Here is a 15,311-nt window from a genome sequence, read left to right on the forward strand (position 1 = left end):
CCGTGCGGGCGGTGCAGGATGGAAGCAGCTCCCGCAGGGGCGACCGGGGGGACTCCGGTCGAGGTCGCTCCCGGAGCCGCTCACCCCCGCGACCGATCCGCCGGGGGAGCCGTACGCGAAAGGCCCGCCGTGACCACTCCGACCGCTCCCGAGCTGCCGCAGCTGCCGGAATTCTCCGGCCGGTCCTCGGCCGAGCCGGGAGCCGCACGCCCCGACCGTGCGATCGAGCCGGCGGTCACGGGCGCCCTGCTCCTGCTCCTGCTCCTTGCGCTGGCCGTGGCCCTGGCCGTCCTCGTCCGCGCCGTGCCGCTGGGACCGCTGCTCACGGTGGCGCTCCTGCTGCTCGTGTCGGTCGGGGTGCTCGCGGTCGGCGCCCGGGAGGACAGCGGTCCCTTCTCGGCAGGGTCCCCGGAGGATCCGGCCGACGAGGCGCCGGAGACGCAGGGGGTCTACTACTACGACCGGCACGGCCGGCCGGTGCCCATCGACGACGCGTTCTGAGGGCCCTCCCGTCCCGCGTCCCGTTCCGGAACGGTCCCCGGCCGCACCGGGACCGTGTCCGAATCGTGTCCGTCATCTTCGCCCATGTTGGCCGATGCGCCCTGACCTGCGCCTACGTTGGTGACGTCGCACCAGACACGGGGCCCGGGGGCGTTCGGGGGAACGCGCCACGGGCCGGCACCAGTCGCGAAGCGGTCCTCGCTTCTCCACCGGATGGGACAGGACAATGAGAAGAACCACCAGGGCAGTCACGGCCGCCGCCTTCGCGGCAGGAGTCGGTCTCGTCGCCGCCGCACCGGCGCAGGCGATGGAGATCTCCGACATCAGCGACGCCACGCGGATCGCCGAGGGGGCGGCCGTCCAGGGCACCTACACGGTGACGTGCACGGCCGGGAGCAACATCTTCGTCTCCCTCAATGTGACCCAGCGGGTCTCCGAGGGACGGATCGCCAACGGCAGCTACTTCAAGCAGTGGGTCTGCGAGGGCGGTGAGGTCGAGCTGGACTACGAGGCCGTGGCCTTCAACATGGCCTTCGACGAGGGGCCGGCCGTGCTCTCGGGATTCATCCAGGAGTGCCAGACGGAGTTCTGCGGGACGGGCACGACCCTGCCGCTGCAGGTCATCCAGATCAGTGACGAGGACGCGGACCAGGCCGAGTAGGTCGGGAGAGGACGGCCCCGTTCCTGCGCCGGCGCAGGGGCGGGGCCGTTCCGCGTCCCCAGACCGGGAACTCTGTCCGAAAGTCCAGTGCCCGGCACCACCCCCAGTTCTATAGTCGAAAGCATCGACCGCACATCGCTCCCCCCACGCCCCCCGCAGTGGCTCGACGACCGCGCCGTGCCCGTCCTCCACGAGGAGACCCTCACGAGGCAGCCGGCGCGGGTCGATGTCGTGAGCGGCCCCGACGCCGCCGTGAAGGGCTACCGCACAGCCTGCCGGGAGCTCCTCGAGAGGGCCGGGCTGTGAGCGCCCCCGCCGTCGAGCTGCGCCGCCCCGAGGGCCGGTGGCACCGCCGCCGCGAGCTGGTCTGGGGCACCTCCGTGACCGTCGACGTCCGCGCCGGCGAGGAGGGCCTGCCGCCCGAGCCCGCCGTGCAGCACGCGCTGGCCACGGCCGTGGCCAACATGCGGTGGGTCGACGCCGTCTTCTCCACCTACCGTCCCGACTCGCTCGTGACGGCGCTCCGCTCCGGCCTGCTCGACGAGCGCCGGCTCAGCCGGTGGGACGCCGCCGAGGGTGCCCTGCTGGACGTGCTCCAGCGCTGCCGGGAGGCCCGGCAGCTGACTGACGGCTGCTTCGACCCGTGGGCCGTGCGCGGCGGCTTCGACCCCTCGGGCTACGTCACGGCGTGGGCCGCGGAACGGATCGCCGACGACATGGTCCGCGCCGGGTGCGCGAACGTCTGCGTGGAGGCCGGCGGGGACGTCGTGACCCGCGGGTCCGCCGCGCCCGGGAAGCCCTGGGCGGTCGGGATCCGCCACCCGGACGACGCCGGCGCCGTCACCTGGACCGTGCTGCCCGGCAACGGCGCGGTGTCGACGTCGGGCACCGCCGAGCGCCCGGCGCACGTCGTCGACCCGCGCACCGGGCGACCCGCGACGGGCGCCCGGTCCGCGACGGTCGCCGGCCCGGACGCCCGGCTGGCCGGGGTGCTCGCCACGGCCCTCGTGGTCGCCGGCCGGGACGGGGCCCGCTGGTTCACCGGCCTGGACGAGTGGTCCGCCTGGGGTGTGGACCCCGCCCCCGCGGACACGGCGTGGTCCGTCCGCCGGGAGCACCACCTCACCGGCTGAGTCCTCGCACGGCCCCGCCGGTGGCTAGGGTGGAGGCGGTGAGCACCCACCCCGACACCGCCCCGGCCCCCGACCCCACCCGCACCGGCATGGTCCGGGTCCGAGGGGCCTCCGAGAACAACCTGCGCCACGTGGACGTGGACGTCCCCCGCGACGCGATCGTCGCCTTCACCGGCGTCTCCGGGTCGGGCAAGTCCTCCCTGGCCTTCGGCACCATCTACGCCGAGGCGCAGCGGCGCTACCTCGAGTCCGTGGCGCCCTACGCCCGGCGCCTGATCCAGCAGGGGCACAACCCCGCGGTCGAGGGGATCACCGGGCTGCCGCCGGCCGTCGCCCTGCAGCAGCGGCGCGGCGCGCCCAGCTCGCGCTCCACGGTGGGCACCCTCACCACGCTGTCCAACTCGATGCGCATGCTCTTCTCCCGGGCGGGCACCTACCCCGAGTCCGCCGCGGGCAGCCTGGACTCGGACGCCTTCTCGCCCAACACCGCCGCCGGCGCGTGCCCCCGGTGCTCGGGCCTGGGCACCGTGCACGACGTCACCGAGTCCTCCCTGGTCCCGGACCCGGCGCTCAGCGTCCGGGACGGGGCCGTCGCGGCGTGGCCCGGCGCGTGGCAGGGCAAGAACCTGCGCGACATCCTGAGCCACCTGGGCCACGACGTCGACGTCCCCTGGCGCGAGCTGCCGCGGGAGGAGCGCGACTGGATCCTGTTCACCGAGGAGCAGCCGGTCGTGGAGATCACCCCGCAGCGGGACCGGGTGGCGAAGCCGTACAAGGGCCGGTTCTGGAGCGCGAAGAGCTACGTCCTGCACACCCTGGCGGACTCCGCGAGCCAGCAGATGCGCGAGCGCGTCCTGCAGTACGTGGTCACGGGACCCTGCCCCGGGTGCGCCGGCAGCGGACTGCGCCCCGAGGCGCTCGCGGTGACCTTCGCCGGCCGGAGCATCGCCGAGCTCAACGGGGCGTCCCTGGCCGAGCTGGCCGAGGTGGTCCGGCCCACGGCGGCCCTGGAGCACGCCGGCACCGCCTCCCGGGCCGTGTCCTCGGGGGAGCGCAGCGAGGCCGCGGTGACCATCACCAAGGACCTGCTCGCCCGGCTGCAGGTGCTCCTGGACCTGGGCCTGGGCTACCTGAGCCTGGACCGGTCCACGCCCACGCTCTCCCCGGGGGAGATGCAGCGGCTGCGGATCGCCACCCAGCTGCGCTCCGGGCTCTTCGGCGTGGTCTACGTGCTCGACGAGCCCTCGGCGGGCCTGCACCCGGCCGACGCCGAGCCGCTGCTGGCCGTGCTCGAGGAGCTGAAGGCCTCCGGGAACTCGGTGTTCGTGGTGGAGCACGACATGGCCGTGGTGCGGCGCTCCGACTGGGTCGTGGACGTGGGGCCCCAGGCCGGGGACCGCGGCGGCTCGGTGCTGTACAGCGGCCCCGTCCCCGGCCTGGCCGGGATCGCGGAGTCCGCCACGCGCCCGTTCCTGTTCCCGGACGGCTCCCGGGAGACCACGACGGCGGAGCGCACGCCCCGCCCGGTCGAGCGGCGGCTGCGGCTGCGCGGGGTCACGCGCCACAACCTGGTGGACCTCGACGCGGAGATCCCGCTGGGCGTGCTCACCGCCGTCACCGGGGTCTCCGGCTCGGGCAAGTCCACGCTGGTCAGCCAGGTCCTGGCCGAGACGGTCGGCCGGCACGTGCACGGTGGGGCGGCCCCGGAGACCGCCGACCCCGAGGACGCCGCGCCCGCCGGCGGAGCGCGGGTGGACGCGGTCGAGGGCCTGGAGCACCTGGACCGGCTGATCCGGGTGGACCAGCGGCCCATCGGCCGGACCCCGCGCTCCAACCTGGCGACCTACACCGGGCTGTTCGACGCGGTCCGCAAGCTCTACGCCGCCACCGACGAGGCGCGCGCCCGCGGCTACGGGGCCGGGCGGTTCTCCTTCAACGTCACCGGCGGACGGTGCGAGACGTGCCAGGGCGAGGGCTTCCTGGCCGTCGAGCTGCTGTTCCTGCCCGGCACCTACGGGCCCTGCCCCGACTGCCGGGGCGCCCGCTACAACCCCGAGACGCTGGAGGTCACCCACCGGGGCCGCAGCATCGCCGACGTCCTGGGCATGCGCGTGGAGACCGCCGCGGAGTTCCTCGCGGACGTCCCGGCCGCCGCGCGCAGCCTGCGCACCCTGCTCGACGTGGGGCTCGGCTACCTGCGGCTCGGCCAGCCGGCCACCGAGCTCTCCGGGGGCGAGGCACAGCGGATCAAGCTGGCGACCGAGCTGCAGCGGGCCCGGCGCGGCCACACCCTGTACCTCCTGGACGAGCCCACCACCGGCCTGCACCCGCAGGACGTGCAGCTGCTGCTGCGCCAGCTGAACCGCCTGGTGGACGCCGGCAACACCGTGGTGGTGGTGGAGCACGCCATGGACGTGGTGGCGTCCTCGGACTGGGTGATCGACATGGGCCCGTCCGGCGGCGAGGCCGGCGGGCGGATCGTGTGCGCCGGCACCCCGGTGGGCGTGGCCGGGTGCGAGCGGAGCCGGACCGCGCCCTACCTGGCGGCGGCGCTCGCCTGAGCTCCCCCCTGCTGCGCCGAGGTCGCGGCTGGCGGCGACCGGGCACGGCCACGTCGCCGTCAGCCGCGACCTCGCGGGGAGGAAGGGGCCCGCAACGCCGCAGCCCCCGCGCGCCGGACGGCGGGCGGGGGCTGCGGTCAGCCGCTGCTGATCAGTTCTGCTGCTGGTCCTTCTCGTCGGAGCCGAGGAAGCCGCCGGCCTTCTCCTGGGCCTGGTCCACCTGGCCCTCGTACTTCTTGCCCGTGCGCTCGTCGACGGCGTCGCCGCCCCGGTCGATGCCCTGCTGCACCTTGTCGGGGTGCTGGTCCGCAAGGTTCTTCGCCTTGTCCGCGAATCCTCCCATGTCCACCATGATCGTTCCTCTCGTCGAGCGGTTCCGGTGGGCGCGGCCCACCGGAGCTGTTCCTCCATCCTGGTCCCCGGGCGGGGTCCCTGGCCACCCCGCGCCGAGGATGCGCCTGACGGCGACGCAGCCGTGGGCGGTGGCCGTCACCTGCCGTCTCGCGGGTCAGCCCCGGTGCCGCTCCCGGTGCAGCTCCCGCACCGCCGGCGCCAGCTCGGGACACGGTCCGTCCACGGGCACCCCCGGGGCCACCTGGGAGATCGGCAGCGCCGCGACGGGGGCGGGCGGGGCGCCGAGCTCGTGCAACCACCGGCCGAGCTGCGCCGAGGAGGAGGCGTGCACGATGCGGCCCAGCCCCACCCAGGCGTGCGCGGCCGAGCACATGGGACAGTGCTCGCCCGAGGTGTAGACCGTGGCCGCGGAGCGCTGCTCCGGGGTCAGGCGGGCGGCCGCCCAGCGGGCGATCTCGAACTCGGGGTGCCGGGTCGCGTCACCGCCGGCCACCCGGTTGCGGTCCTCGAACAGGACCTCCCCCCGGGCCGAGACGAGCACCGAGCCGAACGGCTCGTCCCCGGCGTCGAGGGCCTCGCGGGCCAGCTCCACGCAGCGTCGCAGGTGTCCGCGGTCGGTCTCCGAGATGCCCATGGGCCCAGCCTACGGGCGGGGCGCCGGCTCGCCGCAGCCTCCCGGCCACATCAGGGCGCCCCTCCCGCACGTCCGTCCGTCACGTCGACGACCCCCTCGAGCACCTCCACCACCACGGCGCGCGCCCGGGCCTCGGCCGCGGCCGCGTCCCCGGAGGCGACGGCGGCAGCCGTGGCCTCGTGGTCCTCGAGCGCCCCGGGGTCGGGGGAGCGGGGCATGAGCCCCAGCGCGGTGCGGCCGGAGAGCACCTCGGCCACCACGCCCTGGAGGGCGGCGAGCATGGGGTTGCCGCTCGCCTCCAGCAGCAGCGCGTGGTAGGCGGTGTCCACCTCCAGGTACTCGGGGTCCGTGCCGCGGCGGGCCTCGCCGAGCTCCCGCAGCCGGGCGGCGAGCTCCACCAGGCGCCGCCGGGTGGGCTCGTCGGCGCGGACCGCGGCCAGGCGGGCGGCCACGGGCTCGATGGCGGTCCGCAGCTCGGTGAGGCTCCGCAGCTGCTCGTCCCGTCCCGGGCCGCCGAGCCGCCACCGGATCAGCCGGGGGTCGAACGGGTTCCAGTCCCGCGGTGGACGGACGGTGACGCCCACCCGCCGCCGGGACTCCACCATCCCCATGGACTCGAGCACGCGCACCACCTCCCGCACGAGCGTGCGGGAGACCCCGAACTCCTCCTCGAGGGCCGCGAGCGTCAGGACGGTGCCCGGGGCCCGCGCCCCGGACGCGATGCTCTCGCCGAGCCGGTCCAGCACCCCGCTGTGCTGCTCCACCCCGTGCATGGACGCTCCGTCCGTCATGTGGGCGAGGTCACGCCCCCTTGTTGCCAAAAGTATGATCTTTCTGTCAGCCTAGCGTGTGTCGTGGCTCACGACGAGACCCCATGGCCTGCCCGCGGGCACAAGATCAACGGAGAAACTCAGTGGAAGACTGGACACAGACCCTCGGCACCGCGCCGCTGCTGGCGATCGCAGCGGCTGCCATCGCACTGATCCTGGTCCTGGTGATCAAGTTCAAGCTGCACGCCTTCCTCACCCTGATCCTCGTGGCGCTGCTGACGGCGCTCGCCACGGGCATCCCGCCGGCACTGATCGTGGAGACCGCGGTCACCGCCTTCGGCGGCACGCTCGGCTCGGTGGCCCTGCTGATCGGCCTCGGCGCCATGCTCGGCAAGCTCGTGGAGCACAGCGGCGGCGCACGGGTGCTCGCCGACAAGCTCGTGGACGTCTTCGGCGAGAAGCGGGCGCCCTTCGGGCTCGGCATCGCCTCCCTGATCATGGGCTTCCCGATCTTCTTCGACGCCGGCCTGGTGGTCATGCTGCCCATCATCTTCGCGGTCGCCCGCCGCGTGAGCGGCACCAACGTGCTCCTCTACGGCATCCCCGCCGCCGGCGCGTTCTCGGTCATGCACGTCTTCGTGCCGCCGCACCCGGGTCCCGTGGCCGCCACCGAGCTCTACGGCGCCGACCTCGGCATGGTCCTGCTCATCGGCCTGCTGCTGGCCTTCCCGCTCTGGTACGTCTCGGGGTACCTGTGGGGCAAGCGTGTGGGCATGAAGTTCGTCCTGCCCGTGCCGGGCCTCTTCGGCGAGATCGACGACGACCAGCCGGCCAATCCGCCCAAGGTCGGCACCATCATCGCCCTGCTGCTGCTGCCCCTGGTGCTCATCTTCATGAACACCGGCCTGGACTACCTCCGCGCCGCCGGCGCCGTCTCCGAGGACGCTCCGTGGTTCGCCGTGCTCTCCATGATCGGCGCCTCCCCGGTGGCTCTGCTGATCTCGGTCCTCGTGGCCCTGTTCGTCCTCGGCACCCGCCGCGGCGAGCACGGCACCGCCCTGGAGAAGGTCGTCGACTCCGCCCTGGGTCCGGTCGCCTCCGTCATCCTCATCACCGGCGCCGGCGGCATGTTCGGCGGCATCCTGCGGGCCTCCGGCATCGGTGACGCCCTGGCGTCCTCGCTGGACGGCGTCGGTCTGCCGGTCATCTTCGCCGCCTACATCATCGCCGTGGTCCTGCGCCTGGCCCAGGGCTCGGCCACCGTGGCCCTCGTCACCGCCGCCGGCCTCATGGCCCCGGCCGTGGCCGCGGGTGGCTTCAACTCCGTGGAGGTCGCTGCCGTCGTCCTGGCCACCGCCGCCGGGTCCGTGTTCGCCAGCCACGTCAACGACTCCGGCTTCTGGCTCGTGGGCCGGCTCATGGGCATGGACGTCAAGACCACGCTGAAGACGTGGACCGTCCAGCAGGCCCTGCAGTCCGTCGTGGGCTTCGCCATCGTCCTCGCCGTCTTCTACATCGCCTGAGGCGGACGTGAAGGACGTCTTCGACATCACCGGCCGGCTCGCCCTCGTCACCGGATCCTCCCGGGGGCTGGGGCGGGCCCTGGCCACGGGCCTCGCCGGGGCGGGCGCCCGCGTGGTCCTGCACGGGCGCGACGCCGACGCCCTCGCCCGGGTGCGCGACGAGATCGCCGCCGGCACGGGCACGGCTCCGGCCACGGCGGCCTTCGACCTCACCGACGCCGAGGCCGTCCGGACGGGGATCGACGCGGTCCTCGCCGAGCACGGCGTCCCGGACATCCTGGTGAACAACGCCGGGATCCAGCGCCGCGCCCCCTTCGCCGAGTTCGCCGCCCAGGACTGGGAGGACATCGTCGCGGCGAACCTCTCGAGCGTGTTCCACGTGTCCCGGGCCGTGGTCCCCGGGATGCAGGAGCGCGGCTCGGGCAAGATCGTCAACATCGGCTCCGTCCAGTCCGTGCTCGCCCGGCAGACCATCGCCCCGTACTCGGCCACCAAGGGCGGGGTGGTCATGCTCACCAAGGGCATGGCCGCGGACCTCGCCCGGCACAACATCCAGGTCAATGCGATCTCGCCCGGGTACTTCGCCACCGAGATGAACCAGGCGCTGATCGAGGACGAGGAGTTCAACCACTGGGTGGTCGAGCGCACGCCGGCCCGGCGCTGGGGGCAGGTCGAGGAGCTCGTGGGCACGCTGGTCTACCTGTGCTCGGACGCCTCCAGCTTCGTCTCGGGGCACAACGTCCTGGTCGACGGCGGCATGACCTCCGTCCTCTGATCCACCGCACCACCCCGCCGCACAGCCCCACCCCGTCGCACAGCCCCACAGCGGCGCGCCACCGCACCGCCGCGCAGCACCGCTCGGCACGCACCGTCCCGCGGCGACGCCCCGGGACGCACCAGGAAGAGAGCTCATGAAGGCCATCGTGATCCACGGCAAGGACGACCTGCGCGTCGAGGAGCTGCCCACCCCGGAGCCCGCCGAGGGACAGGTCCGGCTCCGGATCGCCTACGGCGGGGTGTGCGGGTCGGACCTGCACTACTGGGCCGAGGGCGCCAACGGCGAGTACGTGGTCCGGGAGCCCCTCGTGCCCGGTCACGAGGTCTCCGGCACGGTGGACCTCGACCCCGTCGGCGAGCTGGCACCCGGCACCCCGGTGACGGTCCACCCGGCCACGTTCGGCACGCCCGAGCCCGGGATCGAGGACCGGCGCCACCTGTGGCCCGGGGGAGCCTACCTGGGAAGTGCCTCCACCCGGCCGCACACCCAGGGCGGGATGAGCGAGTACCTGCTGGTCCGCCGGGACATGGTCCGGGTGCTCCCGGCCGGCCTGCCGCTGCGCCGGGCCGCGCTCGCCGAGCCGCTGGCCGTGGCCCTGCACGGGCTCACCGTGGCCGGGGACGTGACCGGCCGGCGCGTGCTCGTCTCCGGGTCCGGGCCGATCGGCCTGCTCGCCGCCGCGGCGGCCCTGGCCCGCGGCGCGGCCGAGGTCGTGGCCGCCGACGTCCTCGAGGGCCCGCTCGAGCGGGCGCGCGGGATCGGCGTGCACGGCACCGTCCGGGTGGGGGCCGAGCAGATCCCGCCCGGGGCGTTCGACGTGGTGCTGGAGTGCTCCGGCGTGCCGGCGGCCGTGGGACCCGCGCTGGTGGGCGCCCGCCGCGGCGGCGTCGTCGTCCAGGTGGGGATGGTGCCGGACGAGGCCCGGCCCGTGAACCTGGCCCCGCTGGTCTCCAAGGAGCTCCAGCTGCGCGGGTCCTTCCGGTTCGACGACGAGATCGGCGAGGCGATCGAGCTGCTCGCCGCGCGCCCCGGGATCGAGGACGTGGTCACGCACGAGTTCTCCGCCGACCGCGCCGTCGAGGCCTTCGCCACGGCCCGGGACTCCGCCGTCTCCGGCAAGGTCCTCGTGTCGCTGGTCACCGGGGAGCGGCGCTGATGCCGGGGCCGGCCGGAGCCGGGCACCCTGCCCCCGTGGTGGTGGGCGTCGACATCGGCACCACGAGCACCAAGGCGGTGGCCTTCGCGGTGGGCGGGGAGCAGCTCGCCGCCTCCTCCGCCGGCTACCCGCTGGAGGAGCCGCACCCCGGCCACGCCGTGCAGGACCCCGAGCTGATCCTGCAGGCGGTGCTGGACACCGTCCACGCGGTGGTCGAGGAGGTCGGGACGGAGCGCGTGGCCGGGCTGTCCTTCAGCGCCGCGATGCACAGCCTGCTCGGCCTCTCGCCCGAGGGTCAGCCCCTCACCCCGCTCGTCACCTGGGCCGACACCCGGGCCGGCGTCCAGGCGGAACGGCTGCGCGCGAGCACGGGCGGGCTGGCCCTGCACCGGCGCACGGGCACCCCGGTGCACCCGATGTCCCCGCTGCCCAAGCTCGTGTGGTTCCACGAGCAGGAGCCCGAGCTGTGCGAGCGCGTCGCGTTCTGGGCCGGCATCAAGGAGTTCGTGCTGCTGCGGCTGTGCGACGCGCTCGTGGTGGACCACTCCGTGGCCTCGGCCACCGGCCTCATGAACATCCACGAGCTCGCCTGGGACGGGGAGGCCCTCGCCCACGCCGGGATCCTGCCCGAGCAGCTCCCCGAGCTCGTGCCCACCACCCACGTCCTGCACGGGCTGACGGACGAGGGCGCCCGGGCCACCGGGCTGCCCGCCACCACACCCGTCGTGGTGGGGGCCAGCGACGGGCCCTTGGCCAACCTCGGCCTGGGCGCGGTCCGGCCCGGGGTCGCGGCCTGCTCGATCGGCACGAGCGGCGCGCTGCGCGTCGTCGTCGACCGCCCCGTGGTGGACCCGCTGGGACGGGTCTTCTGCTACGCCCTGACGCCGGGGCGCTGGGTGGTCGGCGGGGCGATCAACAACGGCGGCGTGGTCCTGGGCTGGGCCGGGGACGCCCTCGCCCCCGACCTGGGGGAGGAGCCGGAGGAGGAGCTGCTCGCGCTCGCGGCGAGCGTCCCGGCCGGGTCCGGCGGGCTGCTCATGCTGCCCTACCTGCTGAGCGAGCGCGCCCCGCACTGGACCTCCCTGCCCAAGGGCGCCTACGTGGGGCTGACCCGCGCCCACCGCCGAGAGCACCTGGTGCGCGCGGCCCTGGAGGGAGTGTGCCAGCAGCTCGGCCTGGTCCTGCAGTCGATGCGCTCGGCCGGTCTGGCCGTGGAGCAGATCCGCGCCACCGGCGGCTTCGCCCGCAGCCCGCTGTGGCGGCAGCTGCTCGCCGACGTCCTCGGCACGGACATCTCCTTCGCCCCGGGCCACGAGGGCTCCGGGTTCGGTGCCGCGCTGCTCGGGATGCAGGCCCTCGGGCTGATCGAGTCCGTCGACGTGGCCTCGGAGCTGGTGGAGGTGGAGTCCGTGGTGCGCCCGGACCCCGCCGACGCCGCGGTCCACGCGTCCCTGCAACCGGTGTTCGAGCAGCTCTACGAGGCCCTCGTGCCCACGTTCACGTCCCTGCGCCGGCTGGCGCCGGCCCTGCCGCTCGAGCGCGGCTGAACCCTCCCGCCGCTCCGTTCCGGCCACGGCGGCCGGGCCGACCCGCCCGGCGCTCCGTGACGATCCCGTGCACGGTCCGAAGGGGCGCATCGGCGGGTCCGCGTGGGAGAATGGAGCCGTTCTGTGGTGCGTGCGGGACCGTCCGGCCCCGCACCGCGGATCGTCGGTGCCGAGGGGGCCCCATGATCTCGAGAACGGACGTGGAAGAACTCCACCGGCAGGTCCGGGGCCCGGTCCTGCTGCCGGACGAGGACGGCTTCGAGCAGGAGGTCGCCGGCTTCAACCTGGCCACCGTCCACCACCCGGACGCGGTGGTCGGCGTGACCGACGCCGCCGACGTGGTGGCCGTGATGCACTGGGCCGCCGCCCACCACGAGCCCGTGGGGGTCCAGTCCACGGGGCACGGCGCGGACCAGCCCATGGAGGGCGGGCTGCTCGTCACGACCCACCGGATGCAGGAGCTCGAGGTCGACCCCCGCCGCCGGACGGCGCGGATCGGCGCCGGCGTGCGGTGGCGCCGCGTGATCGACGCGGTCGCGCCCCACGGGCTCGCGGTGCTCAACGGCTCGGCCAGCGACGCCGGGGCCGTCGGCTACACCCTGGGCGGTGGGCTGCCGGTGCTCGGGCGGGTCTTCGGCTTCGCCGCCGACCACCTCCTGGGCCTCGACGTGGTGACCCCCGACGGGCGGCTGCGCCACGTGGACGCCCGGCACGAGCCGGAGCTGTTCGCCCTGCTGCGCGGGGGCAAGGGCAACCTGGGGCTCGTCACCTCCATGACCCTCGACCTCGTCCCGCTGGAGGGCCTCTACGGCGGGGGGATCTTCTACCCCGGCGCCGACGCCCAGGACGTGCTGAGCGCATTCAGCCGGTGGGCGCCCACCCTGCCGGAGCACGCCTCCACGTCCGTGGCCCTGCGCTGGATGCCGCACGACCCGACCGTCCCCGAGCAGCTGCACAAGCAGATGCTGGTGCACCTGCGCTTCTGCTGGGTGGGCCCGGAGGACGAGGGGGTCCGGCTCCTCGCGCCGATGCGGGAGGTCTCCCGGCCGGTCCTGGACCTCGTGGGGTCCATGGACTACCGGGACATCGACCAGGTGCACATGGACGCCACCGAACCGGGTCTCTACGTGCTCACGGGGGAGTTCCTGCGGGAGTTCGACGCCGCCGCGGTCATGACGCTGCTGCAGCGTGCCGGACCCGGCAGCCGGTGCCCGCTGCCGGAGGTGGGGATCCGTCTGATGGGTGGAGCCTTCACCCGGACGGACGGCATCCAGGACGCGGTCACGGGGCGGGACGCGGCGTTCTTCCTGGAGCTCATCGGCTGGCTCGCGCCCCACGTGGCCGAGGCGACGCCCCGGGCGCTGGCCGAGATCCTCCAGGCCATGGCCCCGTGGTCCACGGGGCGGGCCTTCGTGAACATGCACGGGGTCCCGGGCGGGGAGCGCGAGCACGCCCGGGCATGGTCCGAGGAGGTCTACGCCCGTCTGGTCCGGGCCAAGGCGCTCTACGACCCGGACAACCTGCTGCGCTTCCAGCACGTGGTCGGGCAGGAGCACCGACCTCCCGTCAGCGGCCAGCCGGCGGACAGCTCCGCATGATGGACTCGTGGCAGCACCGCGGCGGTCCCGCGCGCGGTGACCACTCTCGGAAGGAGACGTGATGGTGAACTTCAAGGGGCTCACGGCCAAGGCCAAGCAGCTCGCCCAGCGCAACCCGGACAAGGTCGACAAGGTCCTCGACCAGGCCGGCCGCTTCGTGGACAAGCGCACCGGGCGCAAGTACGAGCGCCACGTGGGCACGGTCCAGCAGAAGGCACGCCAGTTCCTCGGCGGCGGCCACGCCACGGGCGGCCCGACGTCCGGCGAACGCCGGGACGGGCAGCCGGGAGGACCGGCGGCGACCGACCGGCCCGGTGACGTGCCCGGCCACGAGGGGCAGGCCCCGGGTCCCCGCCACTGAGCGGGTCCCAGGACCGGATCGGACCCCGCCTGCCGTGCCTCGAGCGCACGGCAGGCGGGGTCCGTCGTCGTCCGGGCGGCGCTGTTAGTCGTCGCGCCCGCGGCGGTGCGGCTCAGCGGACCAGGGACGCGTAGACCACATAGTTGTCGTCGAACTCCCCGGTGGCCGGGTCGTAGCCGTCGCAGGTGATCAGGCGCAGCTCGGACCCCTCCGTGTTGCCGTAGACCTCGAGGGTGGGGAAGTCGTCCTTGCCGTACTGCTCCCCGCGCTCGACGGCGAACACGGCCGTGGACCCGTCCGCACGGGCCACCTCGACCGTGTCCCCGGGTTCCAGGGCCCGCAGGTCCGCGAAGATCCCGGGGCCGCCACCGGTGGCGTTGACGTGGCCCAGCAGCACCGCGGGGCCGCGTTCGCCCGGCGTGGGGGAGGCCGTGTACCAGCTCGCCGGGGCGCCAGGTCCTTCGGGCGGGACCTCGAGGGAGCCGTTCTCGCGCAGCCCCAGGTGCAGCAGCTCGGACTCGGCGCCGATCGCCGGGATGGTCAGTGAGACAGGTGTGGAGGCGTCGAGCACGGGCGGTTGCGGGCTCGGCTTCGTGCTCGGTGCCGTGCTCGCGCGCGGGGCAGTGCTCGGCGCCGCGGTCGACGGCGCCGCGGTCGACGACGCCGGGGGGCTGGGAGTCGCCGGGGCGCCGTCGTCGGAGGCGGCGCAGCCGGTGGCGAGCAGGACGGCGGTCGCCGCGGAGGCCAGCAGGCCTCCGCGACGACCGGTGGTCGATCCCGTCATGGCAGGAACCGTCCTGTGGGATCAGGCCCGGACAGCACGCCGACGCAGCGCCCAGGCGCTGCCGGCGACCGCCGCGAGGATCCCGCCGCCGAGAGCCACGGCCTCGGTGGTGGAGCCGGTCTCCTGCGCCACGCCGGTGTCAGCGCCGCCCTCGGGCATCGCGCCCATCTGGGCGGCCGTCAGGGTGCCGCACGCGGCCGGCAGGGTCGCGGCCGCGGGCAGCGCCGGGTCCAGGTCGCTCATCTTCTCGGCGGCCGCGGCCGGCATCTTCGCCGGGTCCACGCCGTGGACCACGACGACTGCCGTGCCGTTCTTCAGGGCCTCGGTGGTGGGCCCGTCCAGCTCGAAGGTCCGCTCGTAGGAGTAGGCGGATCCGCCCGGGAAGCGCTCCACAGCGAGACCGGATTCGGGGCTGGTGTCGCCCTCCGTGGTCAGCGAGGTGCCGATCATCCCGTAGGAGGGGTGGCCCTCGGTGGTGTTGACCACGCCGTCGCCGTCGGTGTCGGCCTCCGGACCGGGGCAGGTGCCCTGGCCGTGGATGTGGATGTGCTGGGCGTGCGGGAACGGGCCGTCCATGAACGTCTCGGCAGCGCCGGAGACGTTCATCGTGACGGTGGCCTCGCTGCCGTGGACGTCGACCATGACGTCGCCGGTGGTTCCGGAGCCGTTCAGGGAGTTCAGCGTGGCCTGGGTCGACCACATGTCACCCTCGTGGGCGGAGGCGGGGACCGCCGCCATCGTGAGCGCGCCGAGGGCCAGGGTGGGGACTGTGAGGAACATGGACTTGCGCATCAGTTGCTCTCCTGTGTCGTGCGGGGGATCGTGCCGTGTGCGCACTTTCGGTGTGTGCACGGTGAGTTCGCCGCCGCGCGGCCCCCGGATGGGTGCGGGGGGAGAAATCTTCTCGACGCACCCGAGCGGGCAGCGGACCCGTCCGATGCCCGCTCCGC

The 15,311-nt window shown here is 74.4% G+C and carries 16 protein-coding genes; 11 read left to right on the forward strand and 5 right to left on the reverse strand.

The features are described 5' to 3' along the window. The first annotated feature begins 129 nt into the window (after nucleotides 1–129). The 5 genes from ACFYE3_RS14675 (at nucleotide 130) to uvrA (ending at nucleotide 4,856) form a co-directional block, all read left to right on the forward strand. Nucleotides 130–501, forward strand: coding sequence for a hypothetical protein (locus ACFYE3_RS14675; protein ID WP_387610320.1), 372 nt, complete (start codon nucleotides 130–132; stop codon nucleotides 499–501). A 226-nt stretch (nucleotides 502–727) separates the two neighbouring features. Then, nucleotides 728–1,162: a hypothetical protein gene (locus ACFYE3_RS14680; protein ID WP_387610321.1), complete on the forward strand. Its 435-nt coding sequence runs from the start codon at nucleotides 728–730 to the stop codon at nucleotides 1,160–1,162. Between the two features lie 177 nt (nucleotides 1,163–1,339). Beyond that, the gene (locus tag ACFYE3_RS14685) at nucleotides 1,340–1,468 is read left to right on the forward strand and encodes a hypothetical protein (RefSeq protein WP_387610323.1); all 129 of its coding nucleotides are present in this window, start codon (nucleotides 1,340–1,342) and stop codon (nucleotides 1,466–1,468) included. Beyond that, the gene (locus ACFYE3_RS14690) at nucleotides 1,465–2,295 is read left to right on the forward strand and encodes an FAD:protein FMN transferase (RefSeq protein ID WP_387610325.1); all 831 of its coding nucleotides are present in this window, start codon (nucleotides 1,465–1,467) and stop codon (nucleotides 2,293–2,295) included. Before ACFYE3_RS14685 ends, ACFYE3_RS14690 begins: the two co-directional genes overlap by 4 nt. An 89-nt stretch (nucleotides 2,296–2,384) precedes the next feature. Beyond that, nucleotides 2,385–4,856, forward strand: a complete 2,472-nt coding sequence (gene uvrA, locus ACFYE3_RS14695) for an excinuclease ABC subunit UvrA (RefSeq protein ID WP_387610571.1) — start codon at nucleotides 2,385–2,387, stop codon at nucleotides 4,854–4,856. A gap of 151 nt (nucleotides 4,857–5,007) precedes the next feature. Here the strand turns inward: uvrA and ACFYE3_RS14700 are convergent, their stop codons facing one another. From ACFYE3_RS14700 to ACFYE3_RS14710, 3 genes are all read right to left on the reverse strand, one after another. After that, nucleotides 5,008–5,208: an antitoxin gene (locus tag ACFYE3_RS14700; protein ID WP_368822532.1), complete on the reverse strand. Its 201-nt coding sequence runs from the start codon at nucleotides 5,206–5,208 to the stop codon at nucleotides 5,008–5,010. A 156-nt stretch (nucleotides 5,209–5,364) separates the two neighbouring features. After that, on the reverse strand, nucleotides 5,365–5,844 hold the full coding sequence (locus ACFYE3_RS14705; RefSeq protein WP_387610327.1) for a nucleoside deaminase: 480 nt from the start codon (nucleotides 5,842–5,844) through the stop codon (nucleotides 5,365–5,367). Between the two features lie 50 nt (nucleotides 5,845–5,894). Then, nucleotides 5,895–6,635: a FadR/GntR family transcriptional regulator gene (locus ACFYE3_RS14710; RefSeq protein ID WP_387610329.1), complete on the reverse strand. Its 741-nt coding sequence runs from the start codon at nucleotides 6,633–6,635 to the stop codon at nucleotides 5,895–5,897. Nucleotides 6,636–6,757: 122 nt separating this feature from the next. Between ACFYE3_RS14710 and ACFYE3_RS14715 the strand changes: the two genes are divergently transcribed. The 6 genes from ACFYE3_RS14715 (at nucleotide 6,758) to ACFYE3_RS14740 (ending at nucleotide 13,577) form a co-directional block, all read left to right on the forward strand. Further along, nucleotides 6,758–8,137 (forward strand): GntP family permease, encoded by a 1,380-nt coding sequence (locus ACFYE3_RS14715; protein ID WP_387610330.1) that lies wholly within the window; start codon nucleotides 6,758–6,760, stop codon nucleotides 8,135–8,137. Nucleotides 8,138–8,144: 7 nt separating this feature from the next. Further along, on the forward strand, nucleotides 8,145–8,912 hold the full coding sequence (locus ACFYE3_RS14720) for an SDR family oxidoreductase (protein WP_387610332.1): 768 nt from the start codon (nucleotides 8,145–8,147) through the stop codon (nucleotides 8,910–8,912). 136 nt (nucleotides 8,913–9,048) lie between these two features. After that, the gene (locus ACFYE3_RS14725; protein ID WP_387610334.1) at nucleotides 9,049–10,071 is read left to right on the forward strand and encodes a zinc-binding dehydrogenase; all 1,023 of its coding nucleotides are present in this window, start codon (nucleotides 9,049–9,051) and stop codon (nucleotides 10,069–10,071) included. After that, nucleotides 10,071–11,618, forward strand: a complete 1,548-nt coding sequence (locus tag ACFYE3_RS14730) for a gluconokinase (RefSeq protein ID WP_387610335.1) — start codon at nucleotides 10,071–10,073, stop codon at nucleotides 11,616–11,618. Before ACFYE3_RS14725 ends, ACFYE3_RS14730 begins: the two co-directional genes overlap by 1 nt. 182 nt (nucleotides 11,619–11,800) lie before the next feature. Beyond that, entirely contained in the window at nucleotides 11,801–13,216 is a 1,416-nt protein-coding gene (locus tag ACFYE3_RS14735) for an FAD-binding oxidoreductase (protein WP_387610337.1), read from the forward strand. Nucleotides 13,217–13,277: 61 nt separating this feature from the next. Beyond that, nucleotides 13,278–13,577 (forward strand): antitoxin, encoded by a 300-nt coding sequence (locus ACFYE3_RS14740; RefSeq protein ID WP_387610338.1) that lies wholly within the window; start codon nucleotides 13,278–13,280, stop codon nucleotides 13,575–13,577. Between the two features lie 112 nt (nucleotides 13,578–13,689). Here the strand turns inward: ACFYE3_RS14740 and ACFYE3_RS14745 are convergent, their stop codons facing one another. Both ACFYE3_RS14745 and ACFYE3_RS14750 read right to left on the reverse strand, forming a co-directional pair. Next, the gene (locus ACFYE3_RS14745; RefSeq protein WP_387610340.1) at nucleotides 13,690–14,361 is read right to left on the reverse strand and encodes a class F sortase; all 672 of its coding nucleotides are present in this window, start codon (nucleotides 14,359–14,361) and stop codon (nucleotides 13,690–13,692) included. Between the two features lie 21 nt (nucleotides 14,362–14,382). Continuing rightward, the gene (locus tag ACFYE3_RS14750) at nucleotides 14,383–15,153 is read right to left on the reverse strand and encodes a hypothetical protein (RefSeq protein WP_387610342.1); all 771 of its coding nucleotides are present in this window, start codon (nucleotides 15,151–15,153) and stop codon (nucleotides 14,383–14,385) included. Nucleotides 15,154–15,311 lie beyond the last annotated feature (158 nt).

It is taken from the genome of Kocuria arenosa (assembly GCF_042879215.1).
Classification (GTDB): domain Bacteria; phylum Actinomycetota; class Actinomycetes; order Actinomycetales; family Micrococcaceae; genus Kocuria; species Kocuria arenosa.